The organism is Streptomyces sp. NPDC048416 (assembly GCF_043200435.1).
In the GTDB taxonomy this organism is placed as follows: domain Bacteria; phylum Actinomycetota; class Actinomycetes; order Streptomycetales; family Streptomycetaceae; genus Streptomyces.
In genome coordinates, this window is sequence record NZ_JBICXU010000044.1 from 1 (window position 1) to 17,402 (window position 17,402).

Below are 17,402 nucleotides of genomic sequence, written 5' to 3' on the forward strand. Positions count from 1 at the left end.
CGCCGCGATCTGGCACAACCACAAGACCCGCCAGCCCATCACGCGGTCACTGATCGCTTACGACCACTGATCACATCGGAATGACTCGTCTAGGCGGGCGGACCTCAGCCACGCGGGCGGACCCAAGCCACGCGGGCGGACCCAAGCCGCGCGGGCGGCCCCAAGCCGCGCCGACCCTAGGCGCGCGGGCGGCCCATCGCGCGGTAGGTCCAGCCCGCTTCCCGCCACGTGACCGGGTCCAGCGCGTTGCGCCCGTCCAGGATGATCCGGGAGGACGCGGCCCCGGCCAGTTCGGCGGGGTCGAGGTCGCGGAACTCGCGCCACTCGGTCAGGTGCAGGACGACGTCGGCGCCGCGTACCGCGTCGAACGCGGACGCCGCGTAGCCCAGTGTCGGGAAGAGGCGGCGGGCGTTGTCCATGCCCTTGGGGTCGTACACGGTGACCTGGCCGCCCTGGAGGTGGATCTGCCCGGCGACGTTCAGGGCGGGCGAGTCCCGTACGTCGTCGGAGTCGGGCTTGAACGTGGCGCCGAGCACCGCGACCCGCTTGCCGAGGAACGTCTCGCCGCCCACCGCCTCGCGGGCCAGCTCCACCATGTGGCCCCGGCGGCGCATGTTCACCGAGTCGACCTCGCGCAGGAAGGTGAGCGCCTGGTCGGCGCCGAGCTCGCCCGCCCTGGCCATGAACGCGCGGATGTCCTTGGGCAGGCAGCCCCCGCCGAAGCCGATGCCGGCCCGCAGGAACTTGCTTCCGATGCGCTCGTCGTGGCCGATGGCCTCGGCCAGCTTCGCCACGTCGCCGTCGGCGGCCTCGCACACCTCGGCCATCGCGTTGATGAACGAGATCTTGGTGGCGAGGAAGGAGTTGGCGGCGGTCTTGACCAGCTCGGCGGTCGGGAAGTCGGTCACCACGAACGGCGAGCCCTCGCCGATGGGTCCCGCGTACACCTCGCGCAGCAGCTTCTCGGCGCGCTCGCTCTCCACGCCCACCACGACCCGGTCCGGGTGCAGGGTGTCGTCCACGGCGAAGCCCTCGCGCAGGAACTCCGGGTTCCATGCCAGCTCCACGCCCTCGCCCAGCAGCGTCGCGAGCCGGGCCGCCGACCCGACCGGCACGGTGGACTTGCCGACGACCAGCGCGCCCTCGCGCAGCTGCGGCGCGAGCGAGCCGAAGGCGGCGTCGACGTAGCTCATGTCACAGGCGTACTCGCCGTGCTTCTGCGGGGTGTTCACGCAGACGAAGTGCACATCGCCGAACGCGCCGACCTCCTCCCAGGAGGTGGTGAAGCGCAGCCGGCCGGTCGAGCCCTCGATGCCCGCCACATGCTTGCGCAGCAGCTCTTCGAGTCCGGGCTCGTACATGGGGACGCGCCCCCGGCCCAGCATCTCGATCTTCTCGGGCACCACATCGAGCCCCAGCACCTCGAACCCCAGCTCCGCCATGGCCGCGGCATGGGTGGCCCCGAGGTATCCGGTGCCGATCACGGTGATCTTGAGGGCCATGCGGTGCTCCTGGAGGTGCGGGCTCGAAAGGCGGGCTCGGACGGGCGACAAACGCGCTGCCCGAGCATAGTCGGGCCCGGCCGGAGCCCCATTTCCGGGCTGTCGCCAAACTCACGTATCCCTACCGGGTGATGGCCCCTAAAATTAGGTTACTTAACGGTAGTTAGCATCCCTTGGGGAGTGAGTGATCTTGGCCGGAACGGCTGGCAACGCTGGAAACGCAGAGTTCGACCTCTACCGGCCGTCCGAGGAGCACGACATGCTCCGCGACGCCATCCGCTCGCTCGCCGAGGCCAAGATCGGTCCGTACGCGGCCGAGGTCGACGAGCAGGCCCGCTTCCCCCGGGAGGCCCTTGACGCGCTGGTCGCCAACGACCTGCACGCCGTGCACGTGCCGGAGGAGTACGGCGGCGCCGGCGCCGACGCGCTCGCGACCGTCATCGTGATCGAAGAGGTCGCACGGGTCTGTGCCTCCTCCTCCCTCATCCCGGCCGTCAACAAGCTCGGCTCGCTCCCGGTGATCCTCTCCGGCTCCGAGGAGCTGAAGAAGAAGTACCTGGGCCCGCTGGCCAAGGGCGAGGGCATGTTCTCGTACTGCCTCTCCGAGCCGGACGCCGGTTCGGACGCGGCCGGCATGAAGACCAAGGCCGTGCGCGACGGGGACTTCTGGGTCCTCAACGGCGTGAAGCGCTGGATCACCAACGCGGGCGAGTCCGAGTACTACACGGTCATGGCCGTGACCGACCCCGAGAAGCGCTCGAAGGGCATCAGCGCCTTCGTCGTCGAGAAGTCGGACGAGGGTGTCTCCTTCGGCGCCCCCGAGAAGAAGCTCGGCATCAAGGGTTCGCCGACCCGCGAGGTCTACCTCGACAACGTCCGCATTCCCCTCGACCGCATGATCGGCGAGGAGGGCACCGGCTTCGCGACCGCGATGAAGACCCTGGACCACACCCGCATCACCATCGCGGCCCAGGCGCTCGGCATCGCGCAGGGCGCCCTCGACTACGCCAAGGGCTACGTCCAGGAGCGCAAGCAGTTCGGCAAGCCGATCGCCGACTTCCAGGGCATCCAGTTCATGCTGGCCGACATGGCCATGAAGCTGGAGGCGGCCCGCCAGCTCACCTACGCGGCCGCCGCCAAGTCCGAGCGCCTCGACGGCGACCTGACGTTCTTCGGCGCCGCCGCCAAGTGCTTCGCCTCCGACGTCGCCATGGAGGTCACCACGGACGCCGTGCAGCTCCTGGGCGGCTACGGCTACACCCGCGACTACCCGGTCGAGCGCATGATGCGCGACGCGAAGATCACCCAGATTTATGAAGGTACGAACCAGGTCCAGCGCATCGTGATGTCCCGCAACCTGCCGTAACCACAAGCGAGTTGAGGAAGGTCCCGCATCCGGTGTGTGCCACGGATGCGGGACCTTCGGCTGTGGGGGGCCGTCAGGTGCGGTCGGCGGCCTTGCGGCGGCGGGTCACGAAGACCGCGCCCGCGCCGAGCACCACGGCCGCGCCGCCCGCGAGGGCGAGCTGCGGCATCGCGGAGGACGAGCCCGTGCTGGCCAGCGCGCCGGTGGTGGAGGTGGCCGTCCCGGTGTTCAGCGGGGTGGTGGCCGCTGCGCCCTGCGCGGTGGGCGTCGAGCCGCCCGACGAGGGCTTGGCGGCCGGCTTCGGGCGGTCCTTGTCGTCGACCGGCTGCGGCTTCGCGGCGTCGTTGTTCGGCTTGCTGCCCACGGGCAGCACCTTGAACGTGTAGCCCTTCATCGGGCCGTGGATGCACGGGTTGTACGCGTCGGATGCGTCACCGGCGATCGCGGCGTCGCCCTTGGCGGCCGTGGCCTTGGGGTCGACGGTCAGACGGACCTTCACCTCGATCGCGGAGCCGGGCTTCACACCGTTGGTGGCCGCGATCCGGGAGGAGCGGTCGGTGGCGAGCGGCTTCCATACCGAGCCGTCGAGCCACTGCGCCGTGGCCCCGTTGGCGTGGACGAGGAAGAGCGGGTCCACGTCGAGCGTGCGGTCGGTGCCGTTGGACACCTGGAAGGAGAAGTCGACCGAGGTGCCCGCGACCACCTCCGCGGGCAGACCCGTCAGCTTGGAGGAGAGCTTCGGCAGCCAGACGCACTCCCCGGCGGCCTTCAGCGCGGCGTCCGCGTCCTTCTTCGCCTTCTCGGCGTCGTCCTTGGCCTCGCTCGCCGCGTTGCCCGTGCGCAGGGCGGCCATCCGCAGTGCGGTGAGGGCGTCCCCTTCGGTCGTCTCCTTGGCGTCGGCTGCCTTCGAGGCCGCGGCGGCCTCCTTGGCGGTGGCCTCGGCGTCGGCGACCGCCTTCTTCGCGGCCTCCTTCTCCTCGGTGCTCGCGGTCTCGGGAAGCCCGTCGAGCTTGACCTTCGCGTCGGTCACGGCCTTGTCGGCGGCCGTCTTCGCCGCCTTGGCCTTGTCGGCGGCGGCGCTCGCGTCCCGGAAGGCCTTGGCCTCGGGGGCGTCGGGCGTCATCAGCTTGTTCAGGAGGGCCTGCTGGTCGTTGTGGGCCTTGAGGGCCACGTCGTAGGCCTTGGCCGCGTCGTCGGCGGCCTTCTTCAGGGCCGCGTACGTGGACTTCTGCGTCTGCGCCGCGGGCTTGGTGTCGGCGGCGAACGCGGGGGACACCGAGAGCAGCACGGCCGGGGCGGTCACGGCGGCGGCGACGGTGGTGGCGAGAATGCGACGGATATTCAAGTGAGCCCTTTTCTGGGTCCGAAAAGTCGTGGCGTCCGCGCCGCGGTGGATTTCACGCAGCGCGAGCTCGGTGATCGTAAGACCGCAATCGGGAGGGAGAAAGGCAGTTACTCGGGTGCGCGAATGCGGTGGGTTGCATTCCATGGGAATCAATCGCCGCAAACCAGGACAGTTGCTCTCGGTTCCTGTGGTTTCGCTGTGAGGCATGTCATGCGCGAAAGGGGCGATGGCGCGGTGTATGCGAAAAGGCCCGGCCCGCCGCATCGGAATGCGGCGGGCCGGGCCCAAATGCCCTGCGGTACGGACTACTTGACCGTCACCGTGTCGTCGTTCTTCAGCTCGTTCACCAGCTGGGTGACCTTCGGCTTGTCCCAGAGGAGGGAGGTCTGGGGACCGTCGCCCGCCACCGGCATGTTCATCGAGATGCCGTCGCCGCTCGTGATGCCCTTCATCGCCCAGAACATGGAGCCCAGGTCGAACAGGCTCATGTCCTTGTCGACGATCAGGGTGTCGAGGCCCGCGCCCAGTACCGGATACAGCTTGAACGGGTTGAGGAGCGTCGTCGGGGTCGCCGTCTGGCTCGCGAGGGCGGCCAGGAACTTCTGCTGGTTCTTCGTACGCTCCAGGTCACCGGCCGCGTAACCGTGCCGGTTGCGCACGAACGCGAGGGCCTGCTGGCCGTCGAGGGTCTGCTTGCCCTTCCTGAAGTCCGCGCCGGAGTCCTTGTCCTTGATGTCCTGAGGAATGTCGAGTTCCACGCCGCCGACCGCGTCCACGATGTTCGCGAATCCCGCGAAGCCGATCTCCGCGTAATGGTCGATGTGCAGACCGGTATTCGCCTCGACCGTACGGACCAGCAGTTCGGGGCCGTCCATCGAGAACGCCGCGTTCAGCTTGTTCTTGCCGGGGGAGGGGTACTTCTTGCCCGAGTCGGAACCGACGAAGCTCGGAATCGTCACCCACGAGTCGCGCGGCAGCGAGACCATCGTGTTCCCGTTGTCGCCGACGTGCAGAAGGATCATCGAGTCGGTCCGCTTGCCCTCGGCCGAGCCCGTGTGCAGCTTCTTCTTCTCGTCCGCGGACATGCCGTCACGCGAGTCGGAGCCGACGATCAGGTAATTGGTGCCCTCGCCCCCGTCGGGACGGTCTATGACCTTGGACAGGTCGACCTCCCGGCGCACCTTGCCGTCCGCCCAGAAGTACGTGGCGACCGAGGTGACCAGGAGCACCACGACCAGGGACAGCACCCCGATGGTGATCCGCCTGCGCCAGTTCGGCGCCGCCCCCGGCCGGCGTCCGCCGCCGCGGCGCGGGCCCTCGGGCCCACCAGGACCACCGGGACCGCCGGGACCCGTCGGGCCGCCGCCGTAGACGTGGCCCTCGCTGTAGCCGCTGTCGTACGAGCCCTGCCCGGGCACGCTGCCGCCCTGGCCGTACCGGGGCTGTACGTAGCGGTCGTCGTGCGCGGGCTGCTGCTGAGGGACGGGACGCCGGACGTGCGGCATCCGGCGCGCGCCCTCGGGCTGCGCGGCGGAGCTGCCGCGGCCGTAGCCGTCGTCACTGTTTCCGCGGGCGTTGCCACTGCGGGCGTCGGGCCATTCGTTCATGCCGTCCAGCATGCACGGCCGCCCCGGCCGCCTGACAGGGCGGGGGGAGAATCGGGGCAGGGCTGTTGCACAGCTGATGCAATGAGCCCGCCGTCGCACGGCGCCTAAAGTGGAACGCATGACTGAACTTCCGGGCAAGCCGACCTCGGCCTCCCGAACCACCCTGAGCCACATCATGACCACCCATGACACCAACCTCCTCGGCACGGTCCACGGTGGCGTGATCATGAAGCTGGTCGACGACGCGGCGGGTGCGGTCGCCGGACGACACTCGGGTGGCCCGGCCGTCACGGCCTCGATGGACGAGATGGCCTTCCTCATGCCGGTCAGGGTCGGCGACCTGGTGCATGTGAAGGCGCAGGTCAACTGGACGGGCCGGTCCTCCATGGAGGTCGGTGTGCGGGTGCTCGCCGAGCGCTGGAACGAGTCGACACCGGCCCAGCAGGTGGGCTCGGCCTACCTCGTCTTCGCGGCCGTCGACGCCGACGGCAAGCCGCGTCGGGTGCCGCCGGTGGTCCCCGAGACCGAGCGCGACGAGCGCCGCTACCAGGAGGCGCAGATCCGCCGCACCCACCGGCTCGCCCGGCGCCGCGCGATCATGGACCTGCGGGAGAAGCGGGCGGCCGAGGGCCTGGACGACTAGGTCCACCTGGGCGACCTGGGCGACCTGGGCGACTGGAGCCTGGACGGTTGGGGCCCAGGGGCAGGCCGCCCCAGTCTCAGGGGCAGACCACCCGGTCCCCGGTCACCGTGCCGAAGTCACCCTGCGGCTGCTCCTCGGCGCGTACCGGGACGACGTCCTTGAAATCGGCGCCCGCCGTCACCTTCATCGTGGGGCCGAGCCCCTTGACCGCACGCAGCTCGCTGCCCGGCAGGGCGAGCGCGAGCGACTTCACCGAGTGGTCCCAGCGCGGGTCGTACTCGATCAGTGTGCGGTGCATGTCGAGGTTGGCGCTGGTGCGCGGGGAGCGGGTGGTCCTGAAGCCCGTCGCGTGCAGCGCGTCGTCGACGCGGCGCCCGAGCCCGTCGGTGCGGGTCCCGTTGTAGACCTGCACCCTGATCTGCTCCGGGGCGACCTCGACCACCGCGCCCGCGTCCTTGCGCGGCGGCTTCGCGTCCTTGGCGGCGGGCGGGGCCGCGGGCTTGGGCGGGCTGTGCGGGGCCAGCGGCTTGTCGTCGTGGAGCAGCTGGAAGAGCTTCTTCGCCTTCGCCTCGTCCCACTTCACGGTCGAGCCGATGCCCTTGACCGGGAAGGCCAGCTGCCCGAGCGGCACGGTCGTGAAGTCCGACGACGACGGTGTGAAGTTCTTCATCGCGGCGGTGAAGCTCAGCATCTCCTCCATGCCGAAGCCTTCGTCGGCGCGTACCGAGGAGAGCAGGGACGAGGCGACCTCGCGGAACTTGACCGGGTTCAGGAGCACCCCGTTGCTCGTCGCCTTCTCGATGAGCGCGGCGAGGAAGCGCTGCTGGCGCTGCATGCGGCCCAGGTCGGACGAGCCGTCGGTGTGCCGGGAGCGCACGTACTGGAGTGCTTCCCCGCCGTTCAGCTGGTGGGTGCCGGCGCCGAGGTCCAGGCCGGTGTAGGAGTCCTTCATGGGGCGGGCCGTGCAGATCTGGACCCCGCCGACCACGTCGACCGTCTTCATGAAGCTGGTGAAGTCGACCTCCAGATAGTGGTCGATCTTGAGACCCGTCATGCTCTCGACGGTGCGCACGGTGAGCGAGGGCCCGCCCTCGGCGTAGGCCGCGTTCAGCTTCACCGGGTGCCGCGGGTGCTTCTCGCCGGTCGCCTCGTCGGTGTGCTCGGGGACCTCGGCGTAGGAGTCGCGCGGCAGGCTCACCACGCTGACCCGGTCCCGCTCCGCCGACACGTGCACCATCATGATCGTGTCGGTGCAGTGGCAGGGCGCCCCGCCGAGCCGGTACTTCTGCTTCTCCTCCGGCGTGATCCTGTCCCGCCCGTCGGTGCCGACCAGCAGGATGTTGGTGCCCCGGCTGCCCTGCGGACGGTTCTTCATGTCGCGGAACGGGTCGACCCGGCCGATCCCGCCGTCCAGGCTGGTCACCACCGCGTGCCCGACCCCGCCCGCACCCAGCACCAGGACGGACAGGGTGGTCGCCAGCCGCATGCCCCAGCGGGGGCGCTCGTCCTGCTGTCTGCTGCGGGGCCGACCGGGCGTACCGGGCCTGCTCGGCTTGCCGGCCTTGACGGGCTTACCGGGTCGTACGGGGCGCGGGCGGGGCGGCGTGGGCACGGGGACCTCCGCGGGTGACAGGGGGATCTGGAGCACCGTAGGCCCATACGATCAGCTGGCCCGTGCACCGCCCGGCCGCCGCGCGACCTTGTCCCCCGTTCGCGGTAACGTGACCACCGATGAACGCCACGCCTCCTGTCTCCGTGATCATGCCGGTCCTCAATGAGGAGCGGCATCTGCGCAACTCGGTCCGTCACATCCTGGAACAGGAGTACGCGGGCGAGATGGAGGTGGTGATCGCGCTCGGCCCGTCCACGGACCGCACCGACGAGATCGCCGCCGAGCTGGTACGTGAGGACCCGCGCGTCCACACCGTGCCCAACCCCACAGGCCGCACGCCCGCCGCCCTGAACGCCGCCATCAAGGCCTCCCGCCACCCGATCGTGGTACGCGTCGACGGCCACGGCATGCTGTCGCAGAACTACATCGCCACCGCCGTACGCCTCCTCGCGGAGACCGGCGCGCAGAACGTCGGCGGCATCATGCACGCCGAGGGCGAGAACGCCTGGGAGGACGCGGTCGCCGCCGCGATGACCTCGAAGATCGGCGTGGGCAACGCGGCCTTCCACACCGGCGGTCGGGCCGGGCCCGCCGAAACCGTGTATCTGGGTGTCTTCCGGCGTGCGGCCCTTGAGCAACAGGGCGGCTACAACGAGGAGTTCATCCGCGCCCAGGACTGGGAGCTGAACTTCCGGATCAGGGAGGCGGGCGGCCTCATCTGGTTCTCGCCCGAGCTCAAGGTCCAGTACCGGCCGAGGCCTTCGGTGAAGGCGCTCGCCAAGCAGTACAAGGACTACGGCCGTTGGCGCCATGTGGTGGCCCGCTACCACGAGGGTTCCATCAACCTGCGCTACCTCGCGCCGCCGACCGCCGTCTGCGCGATCGCGGCGGGTGTCGTGGTGGGCGCGCTCGTCACGCCGTGGGGCCTCGTGGTCCCGGCCGGCTACCTGGCCGCGATCGCCGCGGGCTCGCTGCCGGCCGGCAAGGGGCTCTCGCTCAAGGCCCGCGCCCAGATCCCGGTGGCCCTCGCCACCATGCACATGTCGTGGGGCTTCGGCTTCCTGACCAGCCCCAAGGCGCTGGCACGCAAGGTCATCGCGAGCCGCCGCCCGGCCGTGCGGACCGCGTCCGTCTGATCCCCGCGTATGCGAAGGCGCGTATGCGAAGAGGCGTATGCGAAAGCGCGTATGCGAAGGGGGCGTCCGGTGCCGTGAAGCACCGGGCGCCCCCGTTCTCGTACGCCTGCCGCTAGCCGCTGGCCGTAGGCGGCAGGCCGCTGGCCGCTAGAAGCGGTACGGCGCGTACACGTCCATGCAGGCGCCCTTGTCGGCTCCGTTGACCGTCTCGGTGTCCTTGAGCGGGTCGGTGGCCTTCGGGTCCTGCTTGGGGTAGCTCGCGCCGGTGCGCCAGTCCCCGCCGACCACCAGGGTCAGGCCCTTGACGTCGGAGGCCTTGACCGCGCTCAAGGGCAGGCCGAGCGCCGTGGCGACCGACTCCGCGTCCGACTTGCCCTGGGCGCCCGCGCCCTTCGGATAGTCGACCTCACTCGTCGCGGACGGCGTGCTCGAACCCGTCGTGGCCTTGGCGAAGCCCTTGGCCTTCAGGCTCGTGACCACCTCGGTGGCACGGCCCTTGGCGGCGATCCGGCCGTCGGTGCCCGTCCCGTTGACCACGCTCACGGCGAGCGAGCCCGGAGCCGCGGCGGCCGGTCCCTTGGAGGAGGTCGCGGAGGGTGCGGTGGCCGGCTTGCCGTCGTCCTTGCGGTCCAGCGGCTTGTCGTCCCGCAGCATCGCCCACAGCGCGTCCGCCTTGGCCTTGTCCGGCACCACGTGGGCGTCGGGGTCCTTGGGGTCGGGCAGCCGCGGCATGGTCAGCATGTTGATGCGGTCCATGGGGATGTCCTTGAGCTCCATGCCCAGGTCGAACAGCTTCTTGACGGTGCCGAGTTCCGAGGAGACCTTGAGCGACTTGGTCGCCGTCTCGGCGATGTCCATGAGGCGGCCCGTGTCGGTGAACGCGTTCTGGTCCTTGAGGTTGCGGATCACCGAGTTCATGTACATGTGCTGCGCCTCGGAACGGCCGATGTCGCTGCCGAAGGCATGCCGGGTACGCAGCCACTGGAGGGCCTGCTCCCCCTTCACGGTGTGCTTGCCCGCCGTGAGGTGCAGGTGCGAGCCGCCCTTCTGGAGCTTCGTGGAGTGGTCGTCGATGTTCTGCTTCACGCAGACGTCGGCGCCGCCCACCGCGTCCGAGATCGCCACGACCCCCGCGAAGTCGACCATCATCCAGTGGTCGATGTAGATGCCGGTCAGCTTCTCCCAGGTGTCCAGGACACAGCCCCCGCCGCCGCGTCCCAGCGCCTCGTTGATGATGGCGTTGGTGGCCGGGAAATCCTTGTGCTTCTCGGTGTCCTTGCACGCAGGCATGTCGACCCGGGTGTCACGCGGGATGCTCACCACCGATGCGTTCTTGCGGTCGGCCGCGACGTGCAGCAGCATCTGTACGTCCGCGTGCGGATCGCCTCCCCGGTCGTCCTTGGCGCCGCCGAGCCTGACGTTCTCGTCGGAGTTGCGGCTGTCGGAGCCGATCAGGAGGATGTTCAGCGGGGTCTGGCCCTGGGCGTTGGGGGCGGACTTCTTGGCGTCGCTGCCGCCCGCACTGCGGTCGCCCTTGCGGATGTTGTTGTTGAGGTGCTGGTAGTAGAGATAACCGGCGGTGGCCGTTCCGAGTATGAGCACCGCGAGCGTGATCGCGATCCACTTCAGGATGCGGCGTCCGTGTTTTCCCCGTTTCCCCTGTTTTACCTGTTTTACCTGTTTGCCTCGTTTGCGCCGACCGCCCTTGCGGCGACCGCCACCGGCCGCCGGGCCCGCCGACGCGCCGGGTCCCCCGTCCCCGCCCGTATCCCCGGTTCCGCTTGAAGCCCCGGTTCTGTCCGAAGCCCCGGTTCTGTCCGAATTCCCGGTCCCGCCCGATGCGTTGGACCCGGTTGCTGTGCCGGTCCCGCTTGATGCGTCGGGTCTGCTTGCTGTGCCGGTCCCGCCGGACATCGCGGAACCGCCCGTCGTCGCGGACCTTCCGGCCCCGCCGGGTTTCCCGGCCGCCGCGGTCGCGCCGGACGTGTCGTCGTACAGGCTCTCGTCCCAGCCGAGTTCGCCCGCGTGCTCGACACGGCCGTGCGTCCCCTCCCCGCGCACGCTGTTCTTCCCCACCCCATACCCCCCTGTTGTTCAGACTCCCCCTGAGGCCCGAGCGGGCCGTGAGTCTGCTGTTCGGTGCGGACCGCACCGTCTTTGTGGCGCGCACCGTCTATGTGGCACGCACCGGCTTTGTGGTGCGCGCCGGTCTATGCGGTGCGCACCGGTCTATGTGGCGCACGCCGATCGATGCGGCGCGCACCGGTCTATTTGGCGCACACCGGCTTGTCGGCTTCGACCTTCTGGATGCCCTCCGGTGCCTTGTCCGGAGCGGCGATGGGCGTTCCCGCCTGGTGGAAGTCGGGGCCGAGGGTCAGCACCATGGGCTCCTTGCCCACGGCGTCCTTCGTGCCCGGCTTCAGCGCCGACGCGGACAGGCCGATGAGGTCCGCCAGCTTGCGGGCCTGGTCGGCCTGGTTCGGTGCGTACGCGAGAACGGTGGCGGGCACCTTCTGGGGTGCGTTCGCGCCGTTGCTCGACTTGAGTACGCCCTGCTGGTTCTGCAACCAGGTGACCATGTCACCGGCGGAGCCCGCCTGCGCGCCGCCGTTGAGCACGGTGACCCGTACGTCGGAGGACTTGGCGCGAGGGCCGTTCAGGCGGGCGGCCTCCTCGGCGGCGGCGGCGCTCTTGGCGTCCGCCTCCTTCTTCTTCACCTCGGTGAGCGAGGTGTCGGCGCGCATCATCGCGAACAGCGCGTCGGCCTTCGCCGGGTCGGGCACCACCGTGATGTGCTTCTTGCCCTCGGCCGGGTTGTCGATGACCGGCAGGGTGGCGAAGGTGATGTTCTTCGCGTCGATCTTGCCGATCACCTGGGCCAGGTCGGTCAGCTTCTTGATACTGCCTATCCCCGAGTCGACCGTGAGCGCCTTGGTCGCCGCGTCCGCGAGACCGTACAGCTTGGTCGGGCTGCCCAGGGTGTCGTCCGACTTCATCTGCCGGATCATCGAGCCGATGAACTGCTGCTGCTGCTTGATCCGGTCGAGGTCGCTCTCGTTGCCGAAGCTGTGCCGGGTGCGGACGAAGGCGAGAGCCTGCTCGCCCTTGACGACGCTCTGACCGGCGGGCAGCTTCAGATGCGACTTGGGGTCGTTGACCGGCTTCTCCAGGCAGACCTTGACGCCGCCGACGGCCGTGGACAGCTGCTTGACGGCGTTGAAGTCGGCCATCATGAAGTGGTCGACGGTGAGCCCGGTGAGCTGCTTGACCGTACGCATGGTGCAGCCCGGGTCGCGCCCCTCCTGGCCCAGGCTCGTGTTGAACCGTACGTTCTTCTCGCCCGGCACCGTCTTGGTGGTGCCGTCCTTCTGCTTGGTCGGGCAGGCGGGAATGTCGGTGATCATGTCGCGGGGGATGGACATCGCGGTCGCGTTGGTCCGGTCCGCCGAGACGTGGAAGAGGATGTTGGTGTCGGCGTGGCCCTCGCTGCCGGCGTCGCCGTAGCCCTCGTTGCCCGCGCCGGTGCGCTTGTCGGTGCCGATGACGAGGATGTTGAACGCTCCGTCGGGCACCGAGCTCTTGCTGCCCGCGTCGCCGACGTCGACGGTGTTGATGTTGCCGTTGAAGTGCTGGTAGAGCCAGTAGGCCCCGCCCGATCCGACGACGAGGACGAATCCCATCACGCCGCCGGTCCACAGCAGGACCTTCTTCTTGCGGGTCGCCCTGGGCTTGCGCTTGCGGCGGCCGGGGGCGTCGGGCGCCTCCCCGGCAGGGGGTTTTCCACCACGGCGGTTGCGCTGACCGGGCACCTCGCGGCGCCCGGAACGTGCGGACCCCGGGCCGGGTGTGCGGGCCGTGGATGACCGCTCGCGACCGGAATTCGACTGCGTTCCGGAAGGATTCAGTCGCAATTCGTAAGTGCCGGTATCCGGGTTGAGGACCCACTGGTCTGCGGGGTCGACTTCATCGGCCCGCCCACGGCTCTGCGCATCCACGGTTGCTTCTGTCCTCCGTCGGTGCCGAGTCGCTTCCCCCAAAGCGCTCAATCATTCGCTCCTGCAGTGCCCGGCCCGTCGGCCGGTCGCACCGGATCGCGTCACACTATCTGGCCAGTTCGGCCGAGAGCGACGTCCGTGACAAATTCCACCCCCTTTACAACCGGGCATTTGGCCCCAATCGGCTTCCGGTCACGTGGAATTCACAGGTCGCTCACCCGCACTCCGATCAGCCGCACATGCCCGAGGCGGCGTTCGTCCCCGGGTAGACGGGGGACGCCGAGGGGGTGGGCGAAGGGTCCGGATCGTCGGGCTTGTCGTCCCCGCCGGAGCCACCTCCGCCCTTGTCGGCCCCCTTGGACCTGGCCGCGTCCGCGGCGGACACCACCTTGATCGGCAGATCCTGCCGCAGCTGGGTGAAGAGCCGGTCCGCGTCCGGCTGCACGAGCTCGTCCCGGTTCCTGTCGTACACGTAGGGCTGACGCGGAACCGTGAGGAAACGGATGTTCTCGGTGGGAATGCCGCGCATCGAACTCACCAGGTCGTACAGGTCCTTGAGGCTGTCAAGGCCGGGATCCGTCGTGAGCGACTTGGTGGCCGCGTCCAGGACCGGGACGAGCCGGGCCGGGTTGAGCAGCACTCCATTGCTCTGCACCTTCTTCATCAGCGACCCCAGGAACTGCTGCTGGCGGTCCATGCGCTGGGTGTCACTGCCGTCCCCGAACCCGTGCCGGGACCGTACGAAGCCGAGTGCCTGCTCCCCGCGCAGGAGGTGGCGGCCCGCGGCGAGCTTGAGGTGCGCCTGCTTGTCCTCCACCGGCTCCTTCAGGCACACCTCGACGCCGTCCACCGCGTCGACCATGCCCTTGAACCCGTTGAAGTCGACGACCATGTGGTGGTCGATCCTGACGCCGGTCATCTTCTCGACCGTACGGATCGTGCAGGCGGCGCCGCCGATCTCGAACGCCGAGTTGAACTGGGCGAATTGGGCCTTGGACGTGCTGCCGTCCGGTCTGCCGCAGGCGGGGAGGTCGGCCATCAGGTCGCGTGGCAGCGAGACGGCGGTGGCGCTGAGCCGGTCGGCGGCCAGGTGCAGCAGGATCGTGGTGTCCGAGCGCTGGCTGCCGCCGTCGTCCCTGCCGTACGCGGAGTTGCTGCCGGCACGCGAGTCCGAGCCGATGAGCAGCAGGTTCTCCGCGTCGTGCACGACGGAGGCGGGCCGGTCCCGCGCGTACTTGTCGAGTTCCTGCGCGGCGGAGGTGTCGGTGTGGATGTTGCCGTCGAGCTTGCGATAGAACCACCAGCCGGTCCCGGCGGCGGCGAGCACGACGACGGAGACACCGAGCGCGGTCCAACGCAGCCAGGGGCGGCGGCGCTTGGCGGCGGTATCCGTGTCTTCGGGGCCCGGGTCGGCGTCGGCGGTGGCGGCGACCGTGTCGTCGGAGTCCGCGGGGGTGTCGGCGTCGGCGTCGACCGCGGCTTCGGGGTGCGGGTCGGTGGCGGGTCCGGGGTCCGAGTCGTTCCGGGCGCCGGGGCCCGAGTCCGTCCGGGCGCCGGTGTCCGGTGGCGGCGGCTCGTCCCCGGACACTGACTGCTCCGGTTCGGGGGGCGTGCCAGCACTGTCGGTCACGTCGGCGTCCATCCTCACGGGCACGGGCCGTCACGGGCCGTCTTGGGGTCGACGGCGCGTCGCTGCGCCGCCGGGGCACCCCGGTAGACGGCCGAATCGCGCGCGCGGTTGTGCGTACGCCCGATCATGTACCGCGGTCGCCGCCGAAGCCCGGGGGCCCGGCCCCCCGGTGGGCCACAAGGGTGGAGATCCAGCAGGGCACCGGAGGGAGGAGCCGGTCAGGCGGCCAGGAGGTCAGGAGGTTAAGCGGTCAGGCGGTCAGGCGGTCAGGCAGTTAAGCGGTTGGGAGGTCAGGCGGTTACAGGGAGCGGTGGGTGACCCGCTCGCTCTCGGCCCGCTTCTCCAGGCCGCCGTCGGCCAGTTGGGCCAGGTTGCGGCAGAGCACGATCGAACCGCCCGAGGCGAGCGGGGCGTACAGGCCGTCGGCCAGACCGCGCCAGCTGTCGTACGCGAGCGCCGAGAGCAGCCGGGAGCCCGCGCCGAGGCCGAGCCGGGAGGCTTCTTCGCGGGCCCGTGCGACGAGTTCGGCGGCGCTCACGTCGAGACCGCCGACGGTGAGCGCGGGGGCGTCGGGGTCGACGGGTGCGTACGGCGCGAACCGGTCGCCCTGGCTCGGCACCTCGACGGCGTAGTCCGCGAAGCCGGCCGGGGGCTGCGGGAAGCGGCCGCCGAGCGGGCGCAGCGCGAGCGCCACCCGCTCGCCGGAGCAGGCGCGGGCCGCATCGAGGGTGTCGGGGCCGCTGACGACGAGGTCGGCGGCGGCCGGGTCGCCGCCGATCTCGACGCTCACGCCCACCGAGTGGCAGGCCATCAGCCACACCGCGCTCTGCCAGTGCGCGGGGAGCAGCAGCGCGAGCCGGTCGCCGGGCTCGGCGTTCAGATCGCCCTGGAGCAGATTGGCGGTCTTGGCCACCCAATTGGCGAAGGTGGCGACGGACAGTTCCACGCGTTCGCCGGTGGCGTCGTCGTAGAAGGTGATGAAGGGGCGGCCCGGGTCCGCGGCGAGCGCGGATCGCAGCAGGTCGGCAGGGGTGCGGTCGCTGGCGTTCACGCGGGCAAGGCTACGCGGCGCGGCGCTGCGGCACCGGCACCGGTGGGCCGGGTGGGTACACCGGTTTGGCCGACGGGCCGTCAGTTCAGCATTGGACAGATTTGTACAAGTATGTCCAGGATCGTCAACATGCGTAGCTTCCTTGCGTCTTCGATCGGCGTCGCCGCTCTCGCGGCCCTCACCGTCCCCCTGGCTGCCGCCGCGCCCGCCGCATCCGCCGTGGTCCCGGCCGCCGCGGCGGAACCCGCCGGGTCCACCCAGTCCCTGCCCCTGACACCGCTGCCCGGCGCGAACCGCGTGGGAGGCAGCGCCTCACAAGAGGGCCTCGCGGTACGGGAGGTACGGCCGTTCTCGCTGGTCGGCGTCGTCTGGGACAACGCGGACGACGAGCTGCACGGCAGCGTCCAGGTCCGCACCCGGGCCCGAGCCTCCGGCACCTGGTCCGGCTGGCAGGACCTGGAGACCCACAACCACGACCACGCCGCCGACCCGGGGACCCCCGAGGCGGCGCGTCCCCTGCACGGTTCGACGGCCCCCCTGTGGGTCGGCGACTCGGACGCCGTCGAGGCGCGCGTGAGCGCCGAGGCACCCGAGGACGGGCAGGACGCGGTCCCGCTCCCCGAGGGCATGCGCCTCGACCTCGTCGACCCGGGCGCCGGTCCCGCGGAGGGCGAGGCGGGTGAGACCACACGCGCCGCCCGGACCCCGGACGTACTTCCCGCCCTGGACAAGGCCGCGAGCGAGGCCGAGGCCGAGTCCGTGTCCGAGCGCAAGCCCGAGTCCGAGTCCGGCGAAGTGTCCGGCGCCGAGGGCCTGGCTCGCCCGTACGCCGGCCCACGGCCGCGCATCATCACCCGCAAGGGCTGGGGCGCCGACGAGCGGCTGCGTGAGCGGGGCTTCGTGTACACCAAGAGCGTCAAGGTCGTCTTCGTCCACCACACCGCGTCCGGCAACGGATACACCTGCGCCCAGGCACCCTCCGTCCTGCGCAGCATCTACCGCTACCACGTCAAGAGCAGCGGCTGGCGGGACATCGGCTACAACTTCGCGGTCGACAAGTGCGGAAACATCTACGAAGGCCGCGCCGGGGGAGTGGCGAAGGCCGTGATGGGCGCGCACACGCTCGGCTTCAACACCAACAGCACGGGTGTGGCGGTCATCGGCACGTACACCAGGACCAGCCCGTCGGCCGCCGCCCTCAAGGCCGTCGAAAAGCTCTCGGCCTGGAAGCTCGGTCTGTACGGACTGAACCCGGCCGGCAAGAGCACGCTGATCTCGGGCGGCGGCAACCGGTACAAGAAGGGGCGCAGCGTCAGGTTCAACGCCATCGCCGGTCACCGCGACGGATACGCGACCGACTGCCCGGGGACGCGCCTGTACAGCAGGCTCGGCGCCGCACGGGTCACCGCGGCCCACTACCAGGGCCGGCGCTGACCGGGGGCGTGGGCGTCGAGGCGGTCTGCATACACTGGCCGGCCGGGAGTTCCGCCGAACGTACGACGGAATCCGAAGGCC

General features: G+C 70.2%; 12 protein-coding genes. 4 read left to right on the forward strand and 8 right to left on the reverse strand.

The features are described from left to right. Positions 1 to 176: 176 nt before the first annotated feature. Positions 177 to 1,502 (reverse strand): UDP-glucose dehydrogenase family protein, encoded by a 1,326-nt coding sequence (locus ACGFW5_RS33165; RefSeq protein WP_393838040.1) that lies wholly within the window; start codon positions 1,500 to 1,502, stop codon positions 177 to 179. A 190-nt stretch (positions 1,503 to 1,692) separates the two neighbouring features. On the opposite strand from ACGFW5_RS33165, the gene ACGFW5_RS33170 reads away from it, so the two are divergent. Beyond that, complete coding sequence (locus ACGFW5_RS33170) at positions 1,693 to 2,868, forward strand: acyl-CoA dehydrogenase family protein (RefSeq protein ID WP_393838041.1); 1,176 nt, start codon at positions 1,693 to 1,695, stop codon at positions 2,866 to 2,868. Positions 2,869 to 2,941: 73 nt separating this feature from the next. Here the strand turns inward: ACGFW5_RS33170 and ACGFW5_RS33175 are convergent, their stop codons facing one another. Both ACGFW5_RS33175 and ACGFW5_RS33180 read right to left on the reverse strand, forming a co-directional pair. Then, positions 2,942 to 3,262 carry an LAETG motif-containing sortase-dependent surface protein gene (locus tag ACGFW5_RS33175; protein WP_393838066.1) on the reverse strand — a complete coding sequence of 107 codons (321 nt, stop codon included), beginning with the start codon at positions 3,260 to 3,262 and terminating at the stop codon, positions 2,942 to 2,944. A gap of 1,256 nt (positions 3,263 to 4,518) precedes the next feature. After that, positions 4,519 to 5,820 carry an LCP family protein gene (locus ACGFW5_RS33180; RefSeq protein ID WP_393838042.1) on the reverse strand — a complete coding sequence of 434 codons (1,302 nt, stop codon included), beginning with the start codon at positions 5,818 to 5,820 and terminating at the stop codon, positions 4,519 to 4,521. Between the two features lie 118 nt (positions 5,821 to 5,938). Between ACGFW5_RS33180 and ACGFW5_RS33185 the strand changes: the two genes are divergently transcribed. Further along, positions 5,939 to 6,463 carry an acyl-CoA thioesterase gene (locus ACGFW5_RS33185; RefSeq protein ID WP_393838043.1) on the forward strand — a complete coding sequence of 175 codons (525 nt, stop codon included), beginning with the start codon at positions 5,939 to 5,941 and terminating at the stop codon, positions 6,461 to 6,463. Between the two features lie 76 nt (positions 6,464 to 6,539). Here the strand turns inward: ACGFW5_RS33185 and ACGFW5_RS33190 are convergent, their stop codons facing one another. Then, a complete protein-coding gene (locus ACGFW5_RS33190; protein WP_393838067.1) occupies positions 6,540 to 7,949 on the reverse strand; it encodes an LCP family protein in 1,410 nt (469 codons plus the stop codon). Between the two features lie 245 nt (positions 7,950 to 8,194). On the opposite strand from ACGFW5_RS33190, the gene ACGFW5_RS33195 reads away from it, so the two are divergent. Beyond that, the gene (locus tag ACGFW5_RS33195; protein ID WP_393838044.1) at positions 8,195 to 9,211 is read left to right on the forward strand and encodes a glycosyltransferase family 2 protein; all 1,017 of its coding nucleotides are present in this window, start codon (positions 8,195 to 8,197) and stop codon (positions 9,209 to 9,211) included. Between the two features lie 147 nt (positions 9,212 to 9,358). On the opposite strand, the gene ACGFW5_RS33200 is transcribed toward ACGFW5_RS33195, so the two are convergent. The 4 genes from ACGFW5_RS33200 to ACGFW5_RS33215 all read right to left on the reverse strand — a co-directional run bounded on the left by ACGFW5_RS33200 (position 9,359) and on the right by ACGFW5_RS33215 (position 15,887). Continuing rightward, the gene (locus ACGFW5_RS33200) at positions 9,359 to 10,813 is read right to left on the reverse strand and encodes an LCP family protein (protein WP_393838045.1); all 1,455 of its coding nucleotides are present in this window, start codon (positions 10,811 to 10,813) and stop codon (positions 9,359 to 9,361) included. 665 nt (positions 10,814 to 11,478) lie between these two features. After that, positions 11,479 to 13,206, reverse strand: a complete 1,728-nt coding sequence (locus ACGFW5_RS33205) for an LCP family protein (RefSeq protein ID WP_393838046.1) — start codon at positions 13,204 to 13,206, stop codon at positions 11,479 to 11,481. Positions 13,207 to 13,435: 229 nt separating this feature from the next. After that, on the reverse strand, positions 13,436 to 14,836 hold the full coding sequence (locus ACGFW5_RS33210) for an LCP family protein (RefSeq protein ID WP_393838047.1): 1,401 nt from the start codon (positions 14,834 to 14,836) through the stop codon (positions 13,436 to 13,438). Positions 14,837 to 15,134: 298 nt separating this feature from the next. Next, positions 15,135 to 15,887 (reverse strand): TIGR03089 family protein, encoded by a 753-nt coding sequence (locus ACGFW5_RS33215; RefSeq protein WP_393838048.1) that lies wholly within the window; start codon positions 15,885 to 15,887, stop codon positions 15,135 to 15,137. A gap of 129 nt (positions 15,888 to 16,016) precedes the next feature. Here ACGFW5_RS33215 and ACGFW5_RS33220 point away from each other — a divergent pair, with 129 nt between their 5' ends. Next, entirely contained in the window at positions 16,017 to 17,321 is a 1,305-nt protein-coding gene (locus tag ACGFW5_RS33220) for a peptidoglycan recognition protein (protein WP_393838049.1), read from the forward strand. Positions 17,322 to 17,402: the final 81 nt, after the last annotated feature.